Here is a 21,085-nt window from a genome sequence, read left to right on the forward strand (position 1 = left end):
GTGACATCACGACCGTAGCACTCCATGTCAGAAACTGTCATCGACTAGCATCGGGCCATGGTGAGATGGGAGCCCGATGCGGCGGGACGGTTGCGACGGGCCGCGCTCGAGCTGTTCGCGGAGCGCGGCGTGGAAGCCACGACGGTCGCGGCGATCGCCGAGCGCGCGGGCGTGACCGAGCGCACGTTCTTCCGCTACTTCCGCGACAAGCGCGAGGTGCTCTTCGGCGATCAGGAGGGGTTCGCCGGGCTGTTCGTCGAGGGCGTGCGCGCCGCTGCCCCGGACGCCGCCCCGCTCGAAGCGGTCGCGGCGGGGCTGCGTTCCGCATCCGACTTCTTCACCGACGACGCCCGCGACGGCGCGCGTCTGCGCAGCACGGTGATCGACGCGCATCCGGGCCTGCGCGAACGGGAGCTGCTCAAGATGGCGGACGTGGGTGACCGCATGGCAGCGGCGCTGCGCGAGCGCGGCGTCGCCGAGCCGGGCGCCTCCCTCGCCGCGAAATCCGGCATCGCCGTGTTCCACGCCGCGTTCGCCGCCTGGGTCGCCCCCGGGCAGACCCGCGGACTCGCCGACCTCACCGAGGACGGCCTGCGCGAGCTGCGCGCGATCGCGCGTTAGGCGGCGGGCGCCAGCACGTCTGCGAGCGCCTCGCGATAGGCCTCGATCGAACGCGGCTCGCCCGGCGCGGTGATGAACGATGCCCGGATCACGCCCCCGGGGTCGATCACGAACGTCGCCCGGTTGGCGAAGCCCTTCTCCTCGAGGAACACGCCGTACTCCTTGGCGACGGCGCCGTGCGGCCAGAAGTCGGCCAGCAGGGTGAAGTCGTAGCCCTCCTGCTCGGCCCAGGCCCGCAGGGTCGCCTTCGAGTCGACGGAGATCCCGATGAGTTCGGCGCCCTGCTCCTGGAACAGCGACAGGCTGTCCCGCAGGGCGCAGAGCTCCCCCGTGCACACGCCCGAGAACGCCAGCGGGAAGAAGACGAGGACAACCGGACGCTCGCCGCGGAAGTCGCTGAGCCGCACGTGCTCACCGAACTGATTGGGCAGATCGAAGTCCGGAGCCTTGGTGTCATTCTCGAGAGCCACGGGTCGCGATCCTACGCCCGCCGGAACCGAAGCGCCGGACGTCCTAGACTCGAATTGCCACACGGCGCCCGGCCGTAATCCGGCCCGGACTCCCCATCTCCCGATGCGCCCACCCGATCCGGTCGCGCGCGCGGGAAGCGACTGCGAAGAAGGTCAGCGGTGACGGTGAACGACCAGGACCCGTATTCGGTGGATCACACCGACCAGGATCCGGACGAGACGCAGGAGTGGCGGGAGTCGCTCGACGGCCTCGTCGCCGCCAAGGGGCACGAGCGCGGGCGCGAGGTCATGCTGTCGCTGCTCAAGCGCTCGAAGGATCTGCATCTGGGCGTGCCGATGGTGCCCACGACCGACTACATCAACACCATCGCGCCCGAGAACGAGCCCGACTTCCCGGGCGACGAGGAGCTCGAGCGCCGGTACCGCGCGTGGATCCGGTGGAACGCCGCGATCACGGTGCACCGCGCCCAGCGCCCCGGCATCGCTGTCGGCGGCCACATCTCCACGTACGCGTCGTCGGCGGCGCTGTACGAGGTCGGCCACAACTGGTTCTTCCGCGGCAAGGATCACCCGGGCGGCGGCGACCAGATCTTCTATCAGGGCCACGCCTCCCCCGGCATGTACGCCCGCGCCTTCCTCGAGGGGCGGCTCAGCACCGATCAGCTCGACGGCTTCCGGCAGGAGAAGAGCCGCGCCCCGCACGGGCTGAGCTCCTACCCGCACCCGCGGCTCATGCCCGAGTTCTGGGAGTTCCCGACCGTGTCGATGGGCATCGGACCCATCAACGCGATCTGGCAGGCGCAGGTCAACAAGTACCTCACCAACCGCGGCATCAAGGACGCCTCGGACCAGCACGTCTGGGCGTTCCTCGGCGACGGCGAGATGGACGAGGTCGAGTCCCGCGGCGCGCTGCAGTGGGCGGCCAACGACCAGCTCGACAACCTCACGTTCGTCATCAACTGCAACCTGCAGCGTCTCGACGGCCCGGTGCGCGGCAACGGCAAGATCATCCAGGAGCTCGAGAGCTTCTTCCGCGGCGCCGGCTGGAACGTCATCAAGGTGATCTGGGGCCGGGAGTGGGACTCGCTGCTCGCGGGCGACAGCACCGGCGCGCTCGTCAATCTGATGAACCGCACCCCGGACGGCGACTACCAGACCTACAAGGCCGAGTCCGGCGCGTACGTGCGCGAGAACTTCTTCGGCCGCGACCCGGTGACCGCGAAGATGGTCGAGGGCTACACCGACGAGCAGCTCTGGAACCTCAAGCGCGGCGGCCACGACTACCGCAAGGTGTTTGCCGCGTTCCAGGCGGCGATGGAGCACAAGGGGCAGCCGACCGTCATCCTCGCGAAGACGGTCAAGGGTTACGGCCTCGGACCGAGCTTCGAGGGTCGCAACGCGACCCATCAGATGAAGAAGCTCACGCTCGACAACCTCAAGGACTTCCGCGACGCGATGCGCATCCCGATCACGGATGCCCAGCTCGAGGAGAACCCGTACCAGCCGCCGTACTACAACCCCGGCCCCGACGACCCGGCGATCCAGTACATGCAGGAGCGCCGCCGCGCGCTCGGCGGCTACGTGCCGGAGCGCCGGCACGCCCACGTTCCCGTCAACGTCCCGGACGCGAGCGCGTACGAGATCGCCAGGAAGGGCTCCGGCAAGCAGGAGGTCGCCACCACCATGGCGTTCGCCCGCCTGCTCAAGGACCTGCTGCGCGCGCCGGACTTCGGCAACCGGATCGTGCCGATCATCCCGGATGAGGCCCGCACGTTCGGCATGGACGCCTACTTCCCGACGGCGAAGATCTACAACCCCAACGGCCAGCACTACACGTCGGTCGACCGCGAGCTGCTCCTGGCCTACCGGGAGAGCCAGCAGGGTCAGATCCTGCACGTCGGCATCAACGAGGCCGGCGCCTTCTCGGCCTTCACCGCCGTGGGCACGAGCTACTCCACCCACGGACAGCCGCTGATCCCGGTGTACGTCTTCTACTCGATGTTCGGCTTCCAGCGCACCGGCGACGCGATGTGGGCGGCCGGCGACCAGATGGCGCGCGGCTTCATCATCGGCGCCACGGCCGGGCGCACGACGCTGACCGGCGAGGGCCTGCAGCACGCCGACGGCCACTCGCACCTGCTCGCCTCGACCAACCCGGCCGTCGTCTCCTACGACCCGGCGTACGGGTACGAGATCGGGCACATCGTGCGGGCGGGCATCGAGCGGATGTATGGGCCGGCCTCGACCGATCCGAACGTCATGTACTACCTCACCGTGTACAACGAGCCGATGCGGCAGCCGGCCGAGCCGGAGGACGTGGACGTCGACGGGATCCTGCACGGCATCCACCGGATCAAGGCGGCCGAGAACCTCGGCCCGAAGGCGCAGCTCATGGCCTCGGGCGTCGGCGTTCCGTGGGCGCTCGAGGCGCAGGAACTGCTCGCCGCCGACTGGAACGTCGCGGCGGACGTCTGGAGCGTCACCTCGTGGACCGAGCTGCGCCGCGACGGACTGGCCGCCGACGAGCATAACTTCCTGCATCCGGAGGAGCCCCCGCAGGTGCCGTACCTGTGGTCGAAGCTCGCGGGCGCGGAGGGGCCGTTCATCGGCGTCTCGGACTTCATGCACGCGGTTCCGGATCAGGTGCGGCAGTTCGTGCCGGGCGACTACCTCACGCTCGGCGCCGACGACTTCGGCTTCAGCGACACGCGACCCGCGGCGCGGCGGTTCTTCTACATCGACGGCCCGTCGATCGTGGTCCGCACGCTGCAGGCGCTCGCGCGGCGCGGACAGGTCGACCCGTCCGCCGTCGGCCAGGCGATCGAGAAGTACCGCCTGCACGATGTGAACGCCGGCACGAGCGGATCGGCGGGCGGCGAGAGCTGACCGCTCGGGCCGAGGACATGGCGGAGCGCACGAAGGCGCAGACCCTCGCCTGGCTACGCACTCTCTCCGGGGAGCTGGCCACGGCGACGCTCAAGCGTCTCGACGACACGCTCCCCTGGTACCGCGACATGCCGCCCGGCCGGCGGAGCGCCGTCGGGCTGGTCGCGCAGGCCGGCATCACGTCGTTCGTCTCCTGGTTCGACGACCCGAGCTCCACCCCGTGGATCGCGTCCGACGTCTTCGGCGCCGCTCCCCGTGAGCTGCTGCGCTCGGTGAGCCTGCAGCAGACGCTGCAGCTCATCCGGGTGACGGTCGAGGTCGTCGAGGAGCGGGTGCGCAAGGATGCGGACGAGTCGCTGAAGGACGCGATCCTGCTCTACTCGCGCGAGATCGCCTTCGCCGCCGCCGACGTCTACGCCCGTGCCGCCGAAGCTCGGGGGCTCTGGGACGCGCGCCTCGAGGCGCTCGTGGTCGACTCGATCCTGACGGGCGAATACGACACGGAGCTGCCGAGCCGGATCGCCGCCCTCGGCTGGAACGGCCACGGCGCCGTGAGCGTGCTGGTCGGCACCGCGCCGCGCATGCTCGACGTCGACCAGCTGCGCCGCACGGCGCGGCACCTCGACGCCGACGTGCTGATCGGTGTGCAGGGCAGCCGGCTCGTGCTGGTCATCGGCCGCGTCGAGGCGGCGGAGGAGATCACCGACGGCCGCGACCCGCTCCCGTTCCTCGAGATCGCGGCGCAACTCGAGCCCGGGTTCGGGCCGGGGCATCTCGTGCTCGGTCACGAGGTGCCGTCGCTCGTGGAGGCGGCCCGCAGCGCGAAGGCGGCCCTGGCCGGGTTCGCGGTCGCCCGCGCCTGGCGCAACGCCCCGCGCCCCGCCCTCGCGGACGACCTGCTGCCGGAGCGCTCGTTCGCGGGCGACCCGCTCGCGCGATCCACCCTCATCAACCGCGTGTACAAGCCGCTCCAGGAGCACTCCAGCGACCTGCTCACGACGCTGTGGGCGTACCTCGACAACGGCCGGTCGCTCGAGGCCACCGCCCGGGAGCTGTTCGTGCACCCGAACACGGTGCGCTACCGGCTGAAGCGCATCAGCGAGATCATCGGATACGACGCGACCGGCGCCCGCGAGGCGCTCATCCTGCAGTCCGCGCTGATCGTCGGCAGCATCTCGGCATCCCGCAAATCCTGACCGCCGCTTGTACGACGCGCACAGCGTCGCGGCGGATTGTTCGTGGGCACCGTTCGACGCGGTGCCGATTCGATTGAGAGGATGGACGGTGTGAGTGTCGTCGTCGTCGCGCCCGGACAGGGCTCGCAGACCCCCGGCTTCCTGGAGCCGTGGATCGCCGTGCCCGAATACGCCGAGCATCTCGCGGCGCTGAGTGCCGCGGCGGGCGTGGATCTCGTGACGCACGGCACGGTCTCGGATGCCGACACGATCCGCGACACCGCCGTGGCCCAGCCGCTCATCGTGGCGGCCTCGCTCGTCGCCCTCGGCGGCATCCTCAACGGCTCCGACGCCCGGCGCGGTGCGCTGGCCGGGATCGCGGGGCACTCGGTGGGCGAGCTCGCGGCAGCGGCGGGGGCGGGCATCGTGAGCGAGCACGACGCGATGCGCCTGGTCGCCGCGCGCGGCGCCGCCATGGCCGACGCGGCCGGCAGAGCGCGGACCGGCATGAGCGCGGTCGTCGGCGGAGACGAGGCCGACCTGCTCGCGAAGCTCGACGAACACGGCCTGCACCCCGCGAACTTCAACGGCGGCGGCCAGATCGTGGTCGCCGGGGAGCTGACCGGCCTCGCGGCGCTGGCGGCGGATCCGCCCGCGGGCGCCCGGGTGATCCCGCTGCAGGTGGCGGGCGCGTTCCACACCCGGTGGATGGGCTCCGCCGTCGACGAGCTGCGCGCCGTCGCGGCGGGAGTCGAGATCCACGACCCGACGCTCACCATCTGGACCAACAGGACCGGCCGGCCGGTGACATCCGGCGCCGAGTACGTCGACCTCCTCGTCGGGCAGGTCGCGTCGCCGGTGCGCTGGGACCTCACCATGGAGTCGTTCGCCGCGCTCGGGGTCACCGGCCTCGTCGAGCTCGCCCCGGCGGGGGCGCTCGTCGGCCTCGCCAAGCGCGGGCTCAAGGGCGTGCCGACCGTCGCCGTGAAGACCCCCGACGACCTCGTCGCCGCGCGCGACCTCATCGACCAGGACGGTGCCGCATGACCCCCCGCTTGACCCAGGCCGTCGGCCCGCAGTACACCCGGATCCTGTCGCTCGGCGCGGCGCGCGGCGACCTCGACGTGCCCAACGACGACATCATCGGGCCGATCGACTCGAGCGACGAGTGGATCCGCCAGCGGACCGGGATCATCTCGCGCAAGCGCGCGTCGAAGAACGTCACGGCCGCCGATCTCGCGGTCGCCGCGGGCTCGGAGGCGATCGAGAAGGCCGGCATCGACCCGAGCCGGGTCGGGGCTGTGCTGGTCTCGACGATCAGCGGCACCATGGCGACGCCGTCCGTGTCGACCCTCGTCGCGGAGCGGCTGGGCGTGGGCACGGTGCCCGCCTACGACGTCAACGCCGCCTGCGCCGGCTACACCTACGGCATCGCCCAGGCCGATGCGCTGATCCGCAGCGGCCTCGCCGAGCATGTCGTCGTGATCGGCGCCGAGAAGCTCAGCGAGATGGTCGACCCGACCGACCGGTCGATCTCGTTCCTGCTCGGCGACGGGGCGGGTGCGGCGGTCGTCGGCCCGAGCGACGAGCCGGCGATCAGCCCGACCGTGTGGGGCTCCGACGGATCGCACTGGTCGAGCATCTGGATGACCGGCACCTTCCAGCAGTGGCGCGACGGCGAGCTCGAGAGCTTCCCCACGATGCGCCAGGACGGCCAGACCGTCTTCCGCTGGGCGGTGTGGGAGATGGCCAAGGTCGCCCGCCAGGCGATCGAGGTCGCCGGCATCCGGCCCGAGGACCTGACCGCGTTCGTGCCGCACCAGGCGAACATGCGCATCATCGACGAGCTCGCCAAGCAGATGAAGCTGCCCGAGAGCGTGCTGATCGGCCGCGACATCGCGACCACCGGCAACACGAGCGCCGCGTCGATCCCGCTCGCGACCCACCGCCTGCTCGAGGAGCACCCCGAGGCCAGCGGCGGCCTCTCCCTCCAGATCGGCTTCGGAGCGGGCCTGGTCTACGGCGCCCAGGTGGTACGGCTCCCCTAGAATTCGGGGAGGTCATTTCGAACCCTCCCCCCCGTCCATCCCAATCAAGGAGATAACCAACATGGCACTGACCAAGGACGAGGTCCTCGCCGGTCTGGCTGAGCTGATCAACGACGAGACCGGCATCGCGACCGACAGCGTCGAGCTCGACAAGTCGTTCACCGACGACCTCGACATCGACTCGATCTCGATGATGACCATCGTGGTCAACGCCGAGGAGAAGTTCGATGTGAAGATCCCCGACGAAGAGGTCAAGAACCTCACCACCGTCGGCGACGCCGTCACCTACATCGTCAACGCGCAGAGCTAGTCCCCACGGGGTGGAGGCACACGCCTCCGCCCCGTTCTCTGTCTTGTGGAGTTCGAAATGACCAAGAAGATCGTCGTCACCGGCATCGGCGCCTCGACCCCGCTCGGCGGCACCGCGCCCGACAGCTGGGACGCGCTGCTGGCCGGTGAGTCCGGGGCCCGCAGCCTCACCCACGAATGGGTCGAGGAGCTGCAGCTGCCCGTCACCTTCGCCGCGGAGGCCAAGGTGCGTCCCGACCAGGTGCTGGAGCGCGTCGAGATCAAGCGCCTCGACCCCGTCGCGCAGTTCTCGATCATCGCGGCCCGCGAGGCGTGGGCGGATGCCGGCGCGCCCGAGCCGGAGCCCGAGCGCCTCGGCGTCGACTGGGCGACCGGCATCGGCGGCCTCTGGACCCTCCTGGACGCCTGGGACACCCTCAAGGAGAAGGGCCCGCGCCGGGTCCTTCCGATGACGGTGCCGATGCTCATGCCGAACGCCGCGGGAGCCGCGGTGAGCATGACGTTGAACGCTCGTGCCTTCGCCCGCACCGACGTCGCCGCCTGTGCGTCGTCGACCGAATCGATCTCCAACGCGTACGACCACCTGCAGCAGGGTCTCGCCGACGTCGTGATCGCAGGCGGCTCGGAGTCGTGCGTGCACCCGATCACGCTGGCGTCGTTCTCCTCGATGCAGGCGCTCTCGAGGCGCAACGACGACCCGGCGACCGCCTCCCGGCCCTACGACGTGTCCCGTGACGGGTTCGTCATGGGCGAGGGCGCGGCGGCGCTCGTGCTCGAGACCGAGGAGCACGCGAAGGCGCGCGGCGCACGCATCTACGCCGAGATCGCCGGCGGCGGCGTCACGAGCGACTCGTACCACATCACGGCACCGGACCCCGAGGGCTGGGGCGCCGCGCGCGCGATGCGCGCCGCCCTCGAGCAGGCGGGCGCCTCGGCGGACGACGTCACGCACATCAACGCGCACGCGACCAGCACGCCGGTCGGCGACATCGCCGAGTACAAGGCGCTGCTGGCCGTGTTCGGGGATCGCGTGCACGGCATCCCGCTGTCGGCCACCAAGGCCTCGCACGGGCACCTGCTCGGCGGCACGGGGGCGCTGGAGGCGATCTTCGCGATCCTCAGCGTGCGCGACCGCGTCGCCCCGCCGACGATCAACATCACGGAGCTCGACCCCGAGATCCCGCTCTCGGTGGGAGCACAGACGCAGCCGCTCGGCGACGGCGACCAGCTCGTGATCTCGAACTCGTTCGGGTTCGGCGGGCACAACGCCGTGGTGGCGATCCGCTCGGTCTAGGTCGCGAGACGCCCGCTGCGCGGGCTGCTCGGTCCCCTCAGCGGCGCGCGCCCACCTCGAGGGCGCGCGCCTCGCGAGCCAGCCACCAGTCGTCCTTCTCGGGGTCGTCGCTGAGGTCGGCGGCCTCGAAGTCGAGCAGCCGCACGACCATCGACAGGCGCGCGCGCGCGAGGTGCCGGGGCCCGGGCAGGCGCGGCATCTTGTGCTTCGGCAGCTTCATGATCGTCTCCCCCGATCGTCTCTATCCCACCTTGTGCAGCCACACGACCGGGCTGTCCTGCCCGGCGTGTCGGAACACCTCGAGCTCGTCGTCCCAGGCCTGACCCAGCGCCAGCCGCAGCTCGCGGTGCAGTTCGAAGGCGTCGGAACCGGCCGACTCCATCGCGAACCGGATGCGGTCCTCCGGCACGACGAGATTGCCGGCCGTGTCGGTCTGCGCGTAGAAGACGCCGAGATCGGGGGTGTGCATCCAGCGTCCGCCGTCGGTGCCGAGGCCGGCGTCCTCGGTGACCTCGTAGCGCAGGTGCTCCCAGCCTCGCAGCGCGCTCGCGAGCGCCGCTCCGGTGCCGCGCGGGCCCTCCCAGTAGTACTCGGTGCGCTGGGCGCCGCGGAGCACCGGCTGCTCGCGCCAGTCGAAGTTCACGGCACGCCCGAGGGCGCGTCCGGCCGCCCATTCGACGTGCGGACAGAGCGCACGAGGAGCGGAGTGGATGTACACCACTCCGCGCGACAGGGCACGCGTGTTGAGACCACGTTCGACCTGCATCGTCACTTCTCTCTCCATTCGTCGGATGCGACTTCCCCATCGACCCGATGAATGCACGAGAGAGCTGTGCTTCGCTGCATTCTGTCAGAGCACCCCGAGCGTTACAAGGGTGTCATTCGGTGTTTCGCCGGGCTCATTTCGCGTCGGCGTAGCGCTCCACCGTCGCGACGGTGAGGGCGAACTCGACCGGGGCGGCACCGAAGAGCAGACGTCCGGCCTCCGCTGCCGACTCGCGCAGGGCGACCTCGACGACCGGCGCGAGCGCCGCGGGGGTGTGCACGATGAGCTCGTCGTGCAGGAAGAAGACCAGATGGGGCCGTTCGGTGAGCGGCTGACCGGGCCCGCCGAGCTCCCACAGGCGGCGTCGCAGGCCGCCCATCCAGCACAGCGCCCACTCGGCGGCCGTGCCCTGCACGACGAAGTTGCGGGTGAACCGGCCCCAGCCGCGGGCGTCGTTCTGCGCGCGCCGGGTCTCGGCATCCGACAGCGTCTCGTCGGCCCCGTCGATCCGGCCCGGGCCGTGCCGCCCGGGTGGGGAGCTCCGGCCGAGCCACGTCGTCACCACCTCACCCCGCTCCCCCGCCCGCGCGGCATCCTCGACGAAGGCCATCGCACGCGGGAACGCCCGCTCGATCCGCGGGCGCATCCGTCCGCTCTCGCCCGTCGTGCCTCCGTAGATCGCGCCGAGCATGCCGTACTTCGCCTGCGGGCGGGTCTCGACGGCGCCGGCGTCGACCATGCCCTGGTACATGTCCTGCGCCTGACCCGCCCGCGCCATCGCGACGTCGCGCGACATCGCGGCCAGCACTCGCGGCTCCAGCTGGGCGGCATCGCCGACGACGAGGCGCCATCCCGGGTCGGCGACCGCCGCCCCGCGCACCTGCTTCGGCAGCTGCAGCGCACCTCCGCCGTCCGCCGCCCAGCGGCCGGTCACGACGCCGCCCGGCACGTAGACCGGCCGGAACCGGCCGTCGCGCACCCACTCGGCGAGCCAGCTCCAGCCGTTCGCCGAGAGCAGGCGGGCCAGCTTCTTGTACTCGAGCAGCGGCGGGATCGCCGGATGGTCGAGGCGCTTGAGCTCCCACGAGCGGGTGCTGGTCGCACGCAGTCCCGCCCGCTGCAGACCCTTGACGAGCTCCACCGGCGAGTCCGGATTGAGCTCGGGCGCGTCGAGGGCCGCGCGGACCTCGGCCAGCAGCGCCTCCATGCGCGCTGGGCGACCCGACGGGCCGGGGTCGCCGAGCAGCTCGCGCAGGATCGCATCGTGCAGGTCGGCCCGCCACGGCAGGCCCGCGAAGCTCATCTCGGCGGCGACGAGCGAGCCGACGCTCTCGGCGGCCACCAGCAGCCCGAGACGGCCCGGCTCGCTCGACGCGGCGACGGCGGTGCGCTGGCGCCGCAGCTCGGCGACCGGGTCGTCGTCGGGGCGCGGCTCCTCGAGCGCGAACAGCGCGTCGGCCGCTGCCGCACCCGCGGGGCCATCGGCGGGGGCGTTCCAGGCATCGTCCGGCCAGGTCGACGCCGCCGTCCAGACCGCGTTGCGCAGGATCCGCCGGCACAGCCGCAGGTCGACGCAGCGCTCGATGCGCACTCCGCCGGCCAGCAGGTCCGGATACCAGCGAGCGGTGTCGCTCCACACCCAGCGGGGGCGGCCGACCTCGCGCTCGGCGACCCACGCCGCGAGCGCGGGTTCCGGCACCGTCGTCCGCGCCGTCTCGACTGCGTCGCCGTCGAGCTCGACCGCGGTGACCGTGCCGCGCCGGTCGGAGCTCAGCGCGACGAACACGCTCCAGTCTCCCGCCTGCCGCCGACGCGCGGCACCCGATGGGTGCTCCTGTCACAGAACGCGATGCTGCATTGTCGAAGCAGGAGGAGGACCCTGTGACCACGACCGACACGACACCCCACGAACAGTTCCTCGCCGTGCGACCGCGGCTGTTCGGCATCGCGTACCGCATCCTGGGCAGCGCGACGGAGGCCGAGGACGTGCTGCAGGACGTCTGGATCCGCTGGCAGGCCGTCGACGCGTCGATCGTGGAGACCCCCGCCGCCTACCTCGCGACGGCCACCACGCGCGCCGCGATCAACGCGGCGACGAGTGCGCGGGCGCGGCGCGAGACGTACATCGGTCCGTGGCTGCCCGAGCCCGTCGACACGAGCGCCGACCCCGCCCTCGGCGCCGAGCGCGCCGAGGCGATCGAGCTGGCGGTGCTGCTGCTGCTGGAGCGCCTGTCGCCGCTCGAACGCGCCGCCTACGTGCTGCGCGAGGCCTTCGACTACCCGTACCCCGTGATCGCCGAGATCCTGCAGCTGAACCAGCCGGCCGTGCGGCAGCTGGTCTCGCGCGGGCGACGGCATCTCGCGGCGGAACGGCGCGTGCCGGTGTCTCCCGAGGAGCAGCGCCGTCTGCTCGAGGCCTTCCTGCGCGCCGCCCAGGGCGGCGACCTCGAGGCGCTCGAGCAGCTGTTCACCGAGGATGTCGTGAGCACCTCCGACGGCGGCGGCCGGAACCGGCTGGCCGCCCGCATCCTCGTCGTCGGCCGCACCCGGGTCGCGAAGTTCGTCGGCGCGTTCTCCTCGCACTTCTGGAACGGCGTCAGCCTGCGCTGGACCCGCGCCAACGGCCGACCCGCGGTCGTGCTCGCCTGGAACGGCGTCGAATCCACCGTGCTCACCGTCGAGGCGACCGAGGACGGCATCACGCACCTCATGTGGCTGATGAACCCCGAGAAGCTCGGAGCGGTCGTCACGCGATGACCGTGGCCTCCCATGAGGCCGTCATCCGCCGCGTCGGGGCGGCCGTCGCGCAGGACGACCCGGCGGCTCTCGGAGCCGCCCTCACCGCGGACGTCGTCGCCCTCGTGGACAGCGGCGGCGACGTCCTCGCGCCGATCCTCCCCGTCGAGGGGCGGGATGCCGTGGCCCGCGAGCTGCTGGCGGCCCTCTCGCCCCGCACCGGTGCGACGCTCACCGAGCAGCGCGTGAACGGCGCACTGGCGCTCATCGCGCGCCGCGGCGGCCGGGTCGAGGCGATCGTGAGCTTCGGCCTGCGCCGACGCCGGATCGACCGGGTCTGGATCGTCCGCAGCCCGCAGAAGCTCCGGCGGTGGAACGCGATTCCCTGATCTCGTCACAAAACACCTCGCTGCGGCGTCCAAGCAGGTGAGGGCGCGAGAGGCGCGCCGCTCGTCACGAAGGGCAGGATCATGAAGATCGTCGTCATCGGCGGAACAGGGCTCGTGGGAGCGCAGGTCGTCGACCTGTTGCGAGGGCGCGGGCACGAGGCGGTCGCGGCATCCCCGCGCTCCGGCGTGAACGCCTACACGGGTGAGGGGCTGCGGCGGGCCCTCGCTGGCGCCGACGTCGTGGTCGACGTGACGAACTCGCCCTCGTTCGCCGACGACGACGTGCTGGACTTCTTCACCACGTCGACGGGGCACCTCCTCTCCGCCGAGAAGCAGAGCGGCGTGGGTCATCACGTGGCGCTGTCGATCGTCGGCGCGCAGCGCCTTCCGGACAGCGGGTACCTGCGTGCCAAGGTCGCCCAGGAGGACCTCATCAGCGGCTCGGGAGTACCGTTCTCGATCGTCAAGGCGACGCAGTTCTTCGAGTTCGTGGCGGCCATCGCCGACTCCGCGACGGTGGATGGCGTGGTGCGGCTCCCGCGTCAGCTGATCCAGCCAATGGCCTCCCGAGATGTGGCAGCCGTGGTCGCCCGCGCCGCCGCCGGTGCGCCGCTCGACGGCGTCATCGAGATCGGCGGTCCGGAGGCGCTGCCGATGGACGAGTTCATCCGCACGGGCCTCGCGGCCCTCGGTGACCCTCGAGAGGTCGTCGGCGACCCGGACGCCACGTATTTCGGCACGCGGCTCGCGCAGCGCTCCCTCGTTCCCGACGACGGCGCCGAGCTGGCGACCGACACCTACGCGGCGTGGACGGCATCCCGATGAGGATCGCGGTCATGGGCGGGACGGGCCTCATCGGCACGCGGACCGTCGCCCGCCTTCGAGCCGACGGGCACGACGTCATCGACGCGTCCCGCGCGACCGGTGTCAACACGTACACCGCCGAGGGGCTGCCCGAGGCGGTCGACGGAGCCGACGTGCTCGTCGACGTCACGAATCCGGGCTACTTCGACGAGAAGGGGGCGACCGAGTTCTTCGAGGTCTCGACCCTGAACCTGCTGACCCACGGCCGTGCCGCGGGCGTCGGCCACCACATCGCCCTGTCGGTGGTCGGCACCGACCGCCTGGCCCGCTCGGAGGGCGGCTACTTCGCGGCCAAGGTGGTGCAGGAGCAGCTGATCCGCGAATCCGGGCGGCCCTACTCGATCGTGCACTCCACCCAGTTCTTCGAGTTCCTGAAGAGCATCGCGGATGCCGCGGCGGTCGGTGGCCGCGTGCGCCTCGCGCGGGCGCGCATCCAGCCGATCGCGGCGGACGACGTGGCGCAGGCGCTGGCGGTGGTCGTGGCTGGGGCCCCGAGTCAGGGCGTGCTCGAGATCGCCGGGCCCGAGCGGTTCCGGCTCGACGAGGTGATCCGCGAGCGGCTGCGGTACGCGGCCGACCCGCGCGAGGTGCTCGCGGACCCTCTGGCGCGCTACTTCGGAGCGCGGCTCGACGAGGATGAGCTGCTGCCCTCCAACGGGGCCCGGATCGCCGCAACCCGTTTGCGCGACTGGCTCGACGCGGGCGATCTCACCGGGATGCCGGCATGAGCGCCGCGGTTCACTCGTGCAGGAGCGCGCCGTCCTTGGTCAGCACCTGCTTCTCGCCCGCCTCGATCGGCACCGAGAAGCGGTTCTGCTTGGGCGGCATGGGGCAGTTGAAGGCGTAGCTGAAGGCGCACGGCGGCAGCACGGCGCGGTTGAAGTCGAGCGTGATCGTTCCGTCGGCGTTCGGGGCGACGAACAGGAAGCGGCCGACGCTGTAGGTCTCCGCGCCGCTGGTCGCATCGGCGAAGACGAGTTGCAGTGCCCGGCCGGCCTTGAACGCCGCGAGGTCGTAATCGACCCCGTCGCGGGTGAAACGGATCGAGCCGGGCACGACCTCCTCGCGGGTCTTGCCGTCGCTCGTGTGCTCGAAGCCCACCGTGGTGCCGTCGGGGTTCTCGCTCCAGGCGGCGGTGACCACCCACTCCGGGTTGTAGGGGTACGCGTCGATGGAGCCGAACTCCCGGATCCCGTCGGAGGCCGCGTCCCACACGCGCAGCGCGTACTGGCCGCCCTCGATCCGGATCACGAACCCGCGGAGCGTGTCGCTGAAGACGACCTCCGACGGGTTCGGGTCGTCCTTGCCGCGCACGACGGCCTCGCCCTCGACGAGCTCGCCGTCGACCCGGATGCCGTCGCCGGCCGCCGCGATCACCTTGAGGCCCGACTGCCCCTCCGGCAGCGGCGCCCAGCGCCCCGGCACCCCCCAGATCGGCTGCTCGGAGTCGATGACCTGGGTGTTGACGAGCGCGAGGCTGCCGAGCGGCTGCACGACCGCCTGCTCCCGGCGGGAGTGGAAGTACGCGAACGCGTCCTCGGGGGACTGCGGGTCGGTGTGCGCGGCGGCGTCGGTCATGTGATCCATCCTGTCGGCTCGAGGGTGTCAACCCCGGCCGACACGAACGGATTCCCGCGCTACGCCTTCGACCGGCCGCCGCGCCGGATCAGGCCGATGATCCCGGTGATCACGAACAGCACGATGCCGAGGATCGCCAGCCAGATGATGCCCTTGATGACGAACCCGAGCACGGCCAGGACCGCCCAGATGACCAGCAGGATCAGGATGAGTGCGAGCATGCTGCGACGCTAGGGCGCGCCCCGTCACCCGGGGCCGACGCTCAGTCGTCGTCCAGGCGCGCCGGTGCGACCCGCGGCGCCGTTCACGAGAGGATGAACGCGATGCGCATCGCGGTCCTCGGCACCTCACTGCTGGCCGCGGGCGCGGCGCTCGTCGCGACGGGCGTGCTGCCGCTGGCCGCCGCGGCCGATGTGGGCGACCGGGTCTGGCCGATCCTGCTGTTCGTCGTCGCCATCACCGTGGTGGCCGAGCTCGCCGCCGAGGCGGGCCTCTTCGCCTCCCTCGCCGCCCGCCTCGCGCTGGCCTCCGGCGGCCGCACCGTCGTGCTCTGGCTGCTCGTGGTGGTCATGGCCGTCGTGAGCACCGCGTTCCTCTCGCTCGACACGACGGCGGTGCTGCTGACCCCGGTGGTCGTGCTGCTGGCCCGGCACGCCGGCCTGTCTCCCCTGCCGTTCGCCCTCACCACCGTCTGGCTGGCCAACACCGGATCGCTCGTGCTGCCCGTCTCCAACCTCACCAACCTGCTCGCACGGCGCGTTCTCGGACCGGACCCGCTGCGGTTCGTCACCCTGCTCGCGCCGGCCGCCGTCGTGGCCGTCCTCGTGCCGTGCGTCATCATCGCGATCGTCTTCCGGGCCCCCCTGCGGGGCAGGTTCGCACCGTCCCAGCCGGCGGATCCGCGCGACCGCGTGCTATTCCTCGTGAGCGGCGTGGTCGTCATCGTCCTGCTTCCGCTTCTCGTCAGCGGCATCCCGCCGTGGATGCCGGCGTGCGGCGCCGCGGTCGTCCTGGTCGCCGTGACCGCTCTCCGGAATCGCCGCGCGCTGCGTCTCGCGCTCGTGCCGTGGCAGCTCGTCCTGTTCGCGAGCGGGCTGTTCCTCGTCGTCGAGGCGGTTCACGCGCTGGGCTCGGGGCCGGTGCTCGCCGCCATCGCCGGAACGGGCGACGGCCCGCTCGACCTGCTGCGCGTCGCGGGCACCGGGCTCGTCGGCGCGAACGCCGTCGACAACCTCCCCGCGTACCTCGCCCTCGAACCCGCCGCCGGCTCGCCCGCCCGGATCGCCGCCCTGCTGGTCGGCGTCAACGCCGGCCCGCTCATCACACCGTGGGCGTCGCTCGCGACGCTGCTGTGGCACGGGCGGCTGCGGGCGCTCGACGTCGACCTGCCATGGGGTCGCTACCTGCTGCTCGGGCTCGTCGCGGCCCCGGTCACGGTCGCGCTCGCGACGCTCGCCCTCGCCCTCACCGCCGGCTGAGCGCCGCTATGGCGCGACGCGCCCATTCGCCTCGAACGCCGCGTGCGTGAGCGGCATGAGCCGCGCCCAGTGCTCCTCCATCGCCTCGGCGACCATCTCGATCTCGCGCTGCGGGAAGGAGGGGAAGTGCGAGTCGGGCCGCTTCGTGCGCAGCGAGAGGAAGTTCATGAGCGAGCGGGCGTTCATGGTCACGTACATCGACGAGTACAGCGACAGCGGGAGGACGATCCGGGCGACCTCGCGCGCGATGCCGGCTTCGAGCATCCGCTGATACGCGGCGTAGGCCTCGGTCGCGAGCACGGTCGCCTCGCGCACCGCGAGGTCGGTCTGCTCCGCCGTGCCGGGGACGAACTCGTATGCGCCCGGCTTGCCCTGCTGCACGAGGTTGCGCTGCGGGCCGGGCACGTAGAACACCGGCCGCAGCTCGCGGTAGCGGCCGGATTCCTCGTTGTACGACGCGACCCGGTGCCGCATGAACTCCCGGAACACGAAGATGGGCGCCTGCACGTAGAACGTCATCGAGTTGTGCTCGAACGGCGACCCGTGCCGGTCGCGCATGAGGTAGTTGATGAGCCCCTTGTCGCGATCTGTCGCGCCCGTTCCCGCGGCCGCGGCATCCAGGGTCTTCTCGCCCTGGGTCGAGACGCGGGCGGCGAACAGCACGTCGGAGTCGTCGGCGCTTGCGCGCACGAGCTCCACGGTCATGTCGGAGCGGAACTGCGGATCGGGAGCGGTCTCAGGCACGACCTTCACGCTACTGCGGGCCTGCCGCGCCGCCGGGCAGCGACATAGGCTGAGCGCATGGCCCTCACGAGCGAAGCGACCACCCTCTGGTTCGGCGACCTGATGTCCGGCAGCGGCACGACCTCCCTCGACTCGAGCGACGCTGCCGAGTTCGCCGTGGACTGGAAGGCGCGCTCGGAGGGCGAGGTCGGGCACACCAATCCCGAGGAGCTGCTCGGCGCGGCGCATTCGGCGTGCTACTCGATGGCGCTCGCCAACGCGCTCGGACAGGCGGGCCACGCACCCGAGAGCCTGCAGGTCACCGCCGCGGTGACGTTCCAGCTGCCCGACGGGATCACGGGCAGCCACCTGCTCGTGAGCGCGAAGGTGCCGGGGCTGTCGGCCGAGGAGTTCCAGAAGTTCGCGGAGGACGCGAAGGAGAACTGCCCGGTGTCGAAGGCGCTGACCGGCATCCCGATCACCCTCGAAGCGAGCCTGGCCTAGCCCGTGCGCGTGCTCGTCGCCGGCGCCTCCGGGCTGATCGGCACGGAGCTCGTGCGCACGCTGCGCGCGGAGGGCCACGAGGTCCGGCGGCTGGTGCGCCGTCGGCCGTCCGCGCCCGATGAGGTGAACTGGGCTCCCTCGGCGCGCACGATCGACGTGCAGGCTCTCGGCGACGTCGACGCCGTCGTGAACCTCTCCGGCGCGTCGATCGCCCGGATGCCGTGGACCCGCGGCTATCGCCGACAGCTGCTCGACTCGCGCGTCGCCGCGACCCGCACCCTCGCCGACGCCATGAACCAGGTGCGCCGGCCGCCGGCGGTGTTCGTGAGCGGGTCGGCCGTGGGGATCTACGGCGACCGGCCGGGCGAGCGGCTCACCGAGGAGTCGGCGCGCGGCCGCGGCTTCTTCCCCGACCTCGTCGAGGAGTGGGAGAAGACCTCGCACCTCGCGCCGGCCGCGACCCGGGTCGTGCAGATCCGCTCGGGCGTCGTGATCGCACGCGGCGGCGGGATGGCACCCGTGCGCACCCTCACCGGTGTCGGTCTCGGTGCCCGATTCGGCACCGGGGGTCAGCACTGGCCGTGGATCAGCCTGCACGACGAGGTCGCGGCGATCCGGCACCTGCTCACCCGCTCCGCGCTCGCGGGGCCGGTGGCCCTGGTCGGCCCGACACCGGCGACGAGCGACCGGGTCACCCACGGATTCGCACGCCGGATGCGCCGGCCGTACGCCCTGCGCGCCCCCGAGGGCGTCATCCGGCGCGTGCTCGGCGAGGCCGGTCAGCGTCTGCTGCTGGACAGCATGAAGGTCGTGCCGGTGCGGCTGCAGGCCGACGGATTCACGTGGACGCACCCTCGCGTCGAGGATGCGATCGACGCGGTCTTCGCGGCCTGAGCCGCCCCGCGCCGGCTACTCGACCCGCTCCCGCGACAGTCGGATGGCGGTGCGCGTCGCCCAGCGCGCCCGGCGGCGGTCGCCCGCGGCGTCGTAGGCCAGCGCCAGTCGGTACCACGGGCGCCAGTTCTCGGGATCGGCATCCACCGCCGCCTTGTAGACGGGGAACAGCGCGTCCGCGGCCGAGCGCTCGACGCGCCCGCTCGCCGTGAGCGGCAGCTGCTCGGTGGGCAGGCCACCCTCGGCCTCGAGCCGCTTCGCGAGCCCCTCGGCGCGCACGGCGAACACGATCTCCGCCGCCACGAGGCCGAGGGCGAGCAGCGGCAGCACGATCATGCCGATGCCGAGCCCGATCGCGACCGGCTGCCCGACCCGGATGAGCACGATCCCGTAGCGCAGTGCGAACAGCAGGTACAGCAGCAGCAGCGCCGCCATGACGACGACCGCGATCCGGGTGCGCACGGGCCTCAGGCGCCCAGCTCGAGCAGGTTCTCGAGGCCCACGACCACCCCGCGCACGGCGGGTGTCGCACGGATCCCGAGCACGATCCCCGCCTCGTACGAGGAGTCGCCGAGGGTCTCGTGCGTGATCCGCAGCACCTCGCCCGTGCCGCCCATGACGACCGTCTGCTCGGCCAGGATGCCGTTCATCCGCAGCGAGTGGATCGGCACGCTCGCCACCTGCTGCCCGCGCGCGCGCTGATCGGCGTGCGGTGCGGCGACCGGCCCCGCCTCGGCACGCGCCTGACCGATGAGCTCGGCGGTGCGCACCGAGGTGCCCGACGGCGAGTCGATCTTGCCGGTATGGTGCGCCTCGATGATCTCGATCGAGTCGAAGTAGGGAGCCGCGAGCGCCGCGAAACGCGTCGCGAGCACGGAACCCAGGGCGAAGTTCGGCACGATGACCACGCCGAGCTCCGGCATCCTGTCGACGCGCGTGCGCACGGTCTGGATGCGATCCGCGCTCCAGCCCGAGGTGCCGACCAGCGCCGGGATGCCGTGATCGAGGGCCGCGCTCACCACGTCGGGCGAGACGGCGGGCACCGTGAAGTCGAGCACCAGGTCGGCACCGGCGATGCCGTCGAGCGGGTCGGCCGAGCCGAGAGCGGTGTGCAGCTCGAGGTCCGGGGTCGCCTCGATCAGGCGCACGGCGAGCGAACCCATCCTGCCGGTCGCACCGACCACCGCGACCGAGACAGCCATGCGTCCAGCGTACCGGGGGCGCGCCGCTGGGTAGCCTGGGCCGGTGCCCGTCTTCCGCCCCGCCGCCGTCGACGATCCCGAGGTCGTGGAGCTCCTCGACGAGTACTTCGCCCTGCGCGCGGACACGTTCGAGGGCGGCGAGTACCGGGTCGCCCGGCCCGATCCGGCGCGGTTCCGGCCGCCCGCCGGCGTCTTCCTGCTCGTCGAGGACGACCTCGGTCCGGTGGGCTGCGGCGGCATCCGGATGCTCGAACCCGACCGCGCGGAGGTCAAGCACCTCTACCTGCGCGACCGGGCGCGCGGCCGGGGCTGGGGCCGCGAGCTCCTCGCCGAGCTCGAGGCGCGTGCGGTCGGACTCGGCGCCCGCGTCGTCGTGCTCGACACGAACGCGACCCTCGAGGCGGCGCAGGGGCTCTATCGCTCGAGCGAGTACCTCGAGGTGCCGGCCTACAACGCGAACCCGAACGCGACGCACTGGTTCTCGAAGGACCTCGACGTCACCGTCTGACCCCGGTGACGGGCGTCCGCGACGCCGGCGGCGTCAGTACGGCTGGTCGGCGGGGAGGCCGGTGCGCAGTTCCGGCGGCAGGTGGCCCAGGTCGTTGTGGGTCACCAGCGCGGGCGACTTCAGGGTGCGCACGCGGATGATCGTGAGCCCGCAGTTGGCCTGATTCACCCCGAGCCAGCGCCACGGATCGGCGCCGAAGGCCTCGCGCACGAACGCCCCGATGACGAAGTTGTGGGTGATGAGCAGGTCGTGCCGGTCCTCGCGGGAGGGCGTCATCCACTCGGAGAACGCGTCGGCCATCTGGGCCTCGCCGGCCTCGATCTCCTCCTCGGTGACGCCGCCGAAGAACGACGCGAACGCGTGCGGCATCCCGTCCCCCGGGCCGCTCGGGATGCAGTCCATCAGCAGCGCCGAGGGCTCCGGCTCGATGGCGGGCATCCGCTCCGTCATGATGCGTGCCGTCTCCTGCGCGCGCTGCAGCGGCGAGGTCCACGCACCCGAGAACGGCACTCCCCCGAGCCGCTCCGCGATGGCGCGCGCCTGGCGCACGCCGCGCGGGCTCAGCGGGCCGTCGGGCAGACCGTGCTCGGCATCCTGCTGCTCGCCGTGGCGCACGAGGTAGAGGTAACGCGACATGAGG

Annotated in this window: 25 protein-coding genes; 15 read left to right on the forward strand and 10 right to left on the reverse strand. The window is 71.9% G+C overall.

Annotation, left to right across the window (positions count from 1 at the left end):
- Positions 1 to 57: 57 nt before the first annotated feature.
- Positions 58 to 621: a TetR family transcriptional regulator gene (locus ABD285_RS12370; RefSeq protein ID WP_284255287.1), complete on the forward strand. Its 564-nt coding sequence runs from the start codon at positions 58 to 60 to the stop codon at positions 619 to 621.
- Here the strand turns inward: ABD285_RS12370 and ABD285_RS12375 are convergent.
- Positions 618 to 1,091, reverse strand: coding sequence for a peroxiredoxin (locus ABD285_RS12375; RefSeq protein ID WP_344202812.1), 474 nt, complete (start codon positions 1,089 to 1,091; stop codon positions 618 to 620). The two genes, ABD285_RS12370 and ABD285_RS12375, sit on opposite strands and share 4 nt — an antisense overlap.
- A 159-nt stretch (positions 1,092 to 1,250) precedes the next feature.
- On the opposite strand from ABD285_RS12375, the gene aceE reads away from it, so the two are divergent.
- From aceE to ABD285_RS12405, 6 genes are all read left to right on the forward strand, one after another.
- Entirely contained in the window at positions 1,251 to 3,977 is a 2,727-nt protein-coding gene (aceE, locus tag ABD285_RS12380) for a pyruvate dehydrogenase (acetyl-transferring), homodimeric type (RefSeq protein ID WP_344202814.1), read from the forward strand.
- Positions 3,978 to 3,994: 17 nt separating this feature from the next.
- Positions 3,995 to 5,173 carry a PucR family transcriptional regulator gene (locus ABD285_RS12385; protein ID WP_284255286.1) on the forward strand — a complete coding sequence of 393 codons (1,179 nt, stop codon included), beginning with the start codon at positions 3,995 to 3,997 and terminating at the stop codon, positions 5,171 to 5,173.
- 90 nt (positions 5,174 to 5,263) lie between these two features.
- Positions 5,264 to 6,199 (forward strand): ACP S-malonyltransferase, encoded by a 936-nt coding sequence (locus ABD285_RS12390; protein WP_284255285.1) that lies wholly within the window; start codon positions 5,264 to 5,266, stop codon positions 6,197 to 6,199.
- Positions 6,196 to 7,200 (forward strand): beta-ketoacyl-ACP synthase III, encoded by a 1,005-nt coding sequence (locus ABD285_RS12395; RefSeq protein WP_344202816.1) that lies wholly within the window; start codon positions 6,196 to 6,198, stop codon positions 7,198 to 7,200. The genes ABD285_RS12390 and ABD285_RS12395 overlap by 4 nt, the downstream gene beginning before the upstream one ends.
- A 61-nt stretch (positions 7,201 to 7,261) precedes the next feature.
- The gene (locus ABD285_RS12400) at positions 7,262 to 7,510 is read left to right on the forward strand and encodes an acyl carrier protein (RefSeq protein ID WP_284255284.1); all 249 of its coding nucleotides are present in this window, start codon (positions 7,262 to 7,264) and stop codon (positions 7,508 to 7,510) included.
- Positions 7,511 to 7,567: 57 nt separating this feature from the next.
- Entirely contained in the window at positions 7,568 to 8,803 is a 1,236-nt protein-coding gene (locus tag ABD285_RS12405; protein ID WP_284255283.1) for a beta-ketoacyl-[acyl-carrier-protein] synthase family protein, read from the forward strand.
- A gap of 37 nt (positions 8,804 to 8,840) precedes the next feature.
- Here ABD285_RS12405 and ABD285_RS12410 read toward each other — a convergent pair whose 3' ends face one another.
- From ABD285_RS12410 to ABD285_RS12420, 3 genes are all read right to left on the reverse strand, one after another.
- Positions 8,841 to 9,023: a hypothetical protein gene (locus tag ABD285_RS12410; protein ID WP_284255282.1), complete on the reverse strand. Its 183-nt coding sequence runs from the start codon at positions 9,021 to 9,023 to the stop codon at positions 8,841 to 8,843.
- A 21-nt stretch (positions 9,024 to 9,044) separates the two neighbouring features.
- A complete protein-coding gene (locus ABD285_RS12415) occupies positions 9,045 to 9,569 on the reverse strand; it encodes a DUF3145 domain-containing protein (RefSeq protein ID WP_284255281.1) in 525 nt (174 codons plus the stop codon).
- Between the two features lie 133 nt (positions 9,570 to 9,702).
- Positions 9,703 to 11,355 (reverse strand): bifunctional 3'-5' exonuclease/DNA polymerase, encoded by a 1,653-nt coding sequence (locus tag ABD285_RS12420; protein ID WP_344202819.1) that lies wholly within the window; start codon positions 11,353 to 11,355, stop codon positions 9,703 to 9,705.
- Between the two features lie 95 nt (positions 11,356 to 11,450).
- Between ABD285_RS12420 and ABD285_RS12425 the strand changes: the two genes are divergently transcribed.
- The 4 genes from ABD285_RS12425 to ABD285_RS12440 all read left to right on the forward strand — a co-directional run bounded on the left by ABD285_RS12425 (position 11,451) and on the right by ABD285_RS12440 (position 14,286).
- The gene (locus ABD285_RS12425; protein WP_284255280.1) at positions 11,451 to 12,326 is read left to right on the forward strand and encodes an RNA polymerase sigma-70 factor; all 876 of its coding nucleotides are present in this window, start codon (positions 11,451 to 11,453) and stop codon (positions 12,324 to 12,326) included.
- Between the two features lie 2 nt (positions 12,327 to 12,328).
- On the forward strand, positions 12,329 to 12,694 hold the full coding sequence (locus ABD285_RS12430; RefSeq protein ID WP_344202821.1) for a sigma-70 family RNA polymerase sigma factor family protein: 366 nt from the start codon (positions 12,329 to 12,331) through the stop codon (positions 12,692 to 12,694).
- A gap of 81 nt (positions 12,695 to 12,775) precedes the next feature.
- On the forward strand, positions 12,776 to 13,519 hold the full coding sequence (locus ABD285_RS12435; RefSeq protein WP_344202823.1) for an SDR family oxidoreductase: 744 nt from the start codon (positions 12,776 to 12,778) through the stop codon (positions 13,517 to 13,519).
- 11 nt (positions 13,520 to 13,530) lie between these two features.
- Positions 13,531 to 14,286 carry an SDR family oxidoreductase gene (locus ABD285_RS12440; RefSeq protein WP_284255278.1) on the forward strand — a complete coding sequence of 252 codons (756 nt, stop codon included), beginning with the start codon at positions 13,531 to 13,533 and terminating at the stop codon, positions 14,284 to 14,286.
- Positions 14,287 to 14,296: 10 nt separating this feature from the next.
- Here the strand turns inward: ABD285_RS12440 and ABD285_RS12445 are convergent, their stop codons facing one another.
- Together ABD285_RS12445 and ABD285_RS12450 are read right to left on the reverse strand one after the other, a co-directional pair.
- The gene (locus tag ABD285_RS12445; protein ID WP_344202825.1) at positions 14,297 to 15,136 is read right to left on the reverse strand and encodes a DUF1684 domain-containing protein; all 840 of its coding nucleotides are present in this window, start codon (positions 15,134 to 15,136) and stop codon (positions 14,297 to 14,299) included.
- A 59-nt stretch (positions 15,137 to 15,195) separates the two neighbouring features.
- On the reverse strand, positions 15,196 to 15,357 hold the full coding sequence (locus ABD285_RS12450; protein ID WP_284255275.1) for a hypothetical protein: 162 nt from the start codon (positions 15,355 to 15,357) through the stop codon (positions 15,196 to 15,198).
- 102 nt (positions 15,358 to 15,459) lie between these two features.
- On the opposite strand from ABD285_RS12450, the gene ABD285_RS12455 reads away from it, so the two are divergent.
- The gene (locus ABD285_RS12455) at positions 15,460 to 16,614 is read left to right on the forward strand and encodes an SLC13 family permease (protein WP_344202827.1); all 1,155 of its coding nucleotides are present in this window, start codon (positions 15,460 to 15,462) and stop codon (positions 16,612 to 16,614) included.
- A 6-nt stretch (positions 16,615 to 16,620) separates the two neighbouring features.
- On the opposite strand, the gene thyX is transcribed toward ABD285_RS12455, so the two are convergent.
- Complete coding sequence (gene thyX, locus ABD285_RS12460; protein WP_425565031.1) at positions 16,621 to 17,367, reverse strand: FAD-dependent thymidylate synthase; 747 nt, start codon at positions 17,365 to 17,367, stop codon at positions 16,621 to 16,623.
- Positions 17,368 to 17,415: 48 nt separating this feature from the next.
- On the opposite strand from thyX, the gene ABD285_RS12465 reads away from it, so the two are divergent.
- Entirely contained in the window at positions 17,416 to 17,841 is a 426-nt protein-coding gene (locus tag ABD285_RS12465; RefSeq protein ID WP_284255274.1) for an OsmC family peroxiredoxin, read from the forward strand.
- Between the two features lie 3 nt (positions 17,842 to 17,844).
- Positions 17,845 to 18,735 (forward strand): TIGR01777 family oxidoreductase, encoded by an 891-nt coding sequence (locus ABD285_RS12470; protein ID WP_344202829.1) that lies wholly within the window; start codon positions 17,845 to 17,847, stop codon positions 18,733 to 18,735.
- Positions 18,736 to 18,750: 15 nt separating this feature from the next.
- On the opposite strand, the gene ABD285_RS12475 is transcribed toward ABD285_RS12470, so the two are convergent.
- Together ABD285_RS12475 and dapB are read right to left on the reverse strand one after the other, a co-directional pair.
- A complete protein-coding gene (locus ABD285_RS12475) occupies positions 18,751 to 19,197 on the reverse strand; it encodes a tetratricopeptide repeat protein (RefSeq protein WP_284255271.1) in 447 nt (148 codons plus the stop codon).
- A gap of 5 nt (positions 19,198 to 19,202) precedes the next feature.
- Entirely contained in the window at positions 19,203 to 19,937 is a 735-nt protein-coding gene (gene dapB, locus ABD285_RS12480) for a 4-hydroxy-tetrahydrodipicolinate reductase (RefSeq protein ID WP_284255270.1), read from the reverse strand.
- Between the two features lie 43 nt (positions 19,938 to 19,980).
- Here dapB and ABD285_RS12485 point away from each other — a divergent pair, with 43 nt between their 5' ends.
- A complete protein-coding gene (locus tag ABD285_RS12485; RefSeq protein ID WP_284255269.1) occupies positions 19,981 to 20,445 on the forward strand; it encodes a GNAT family N-acetyltransferase in 465 nt (154 codons plus the stop codon).
- 33 nt (positions 20,446 to 20,478) lie between these two features.
- Here the strand turns inward: ABD285_RS12485 and ABD285_RS12490 are convergent, their stop codons facing one another.
- Entirely contained in the window at positions 20,479 to 21,081 is a 603-nt protein-coding gene (locus ABD285_RS12490) for a histidine phosphatase family protein (protein WP_344202832.1), read from the reverse strand.
- Positions 21,082 to 21,085 lie beyond the last annotated feature (4 nt).

The sequence above is a fragment of the Pseudolysinimonas kribbensis genome (assembly GCF_039531715.1).
GTDB classification, from domain to species: Bacteria; Actinomycetota; Actinomycetes; order Actinomycetales; family Microbacteriaceae; genus Pseudolysinimonas; species Pseudolysinimonas kribbensis.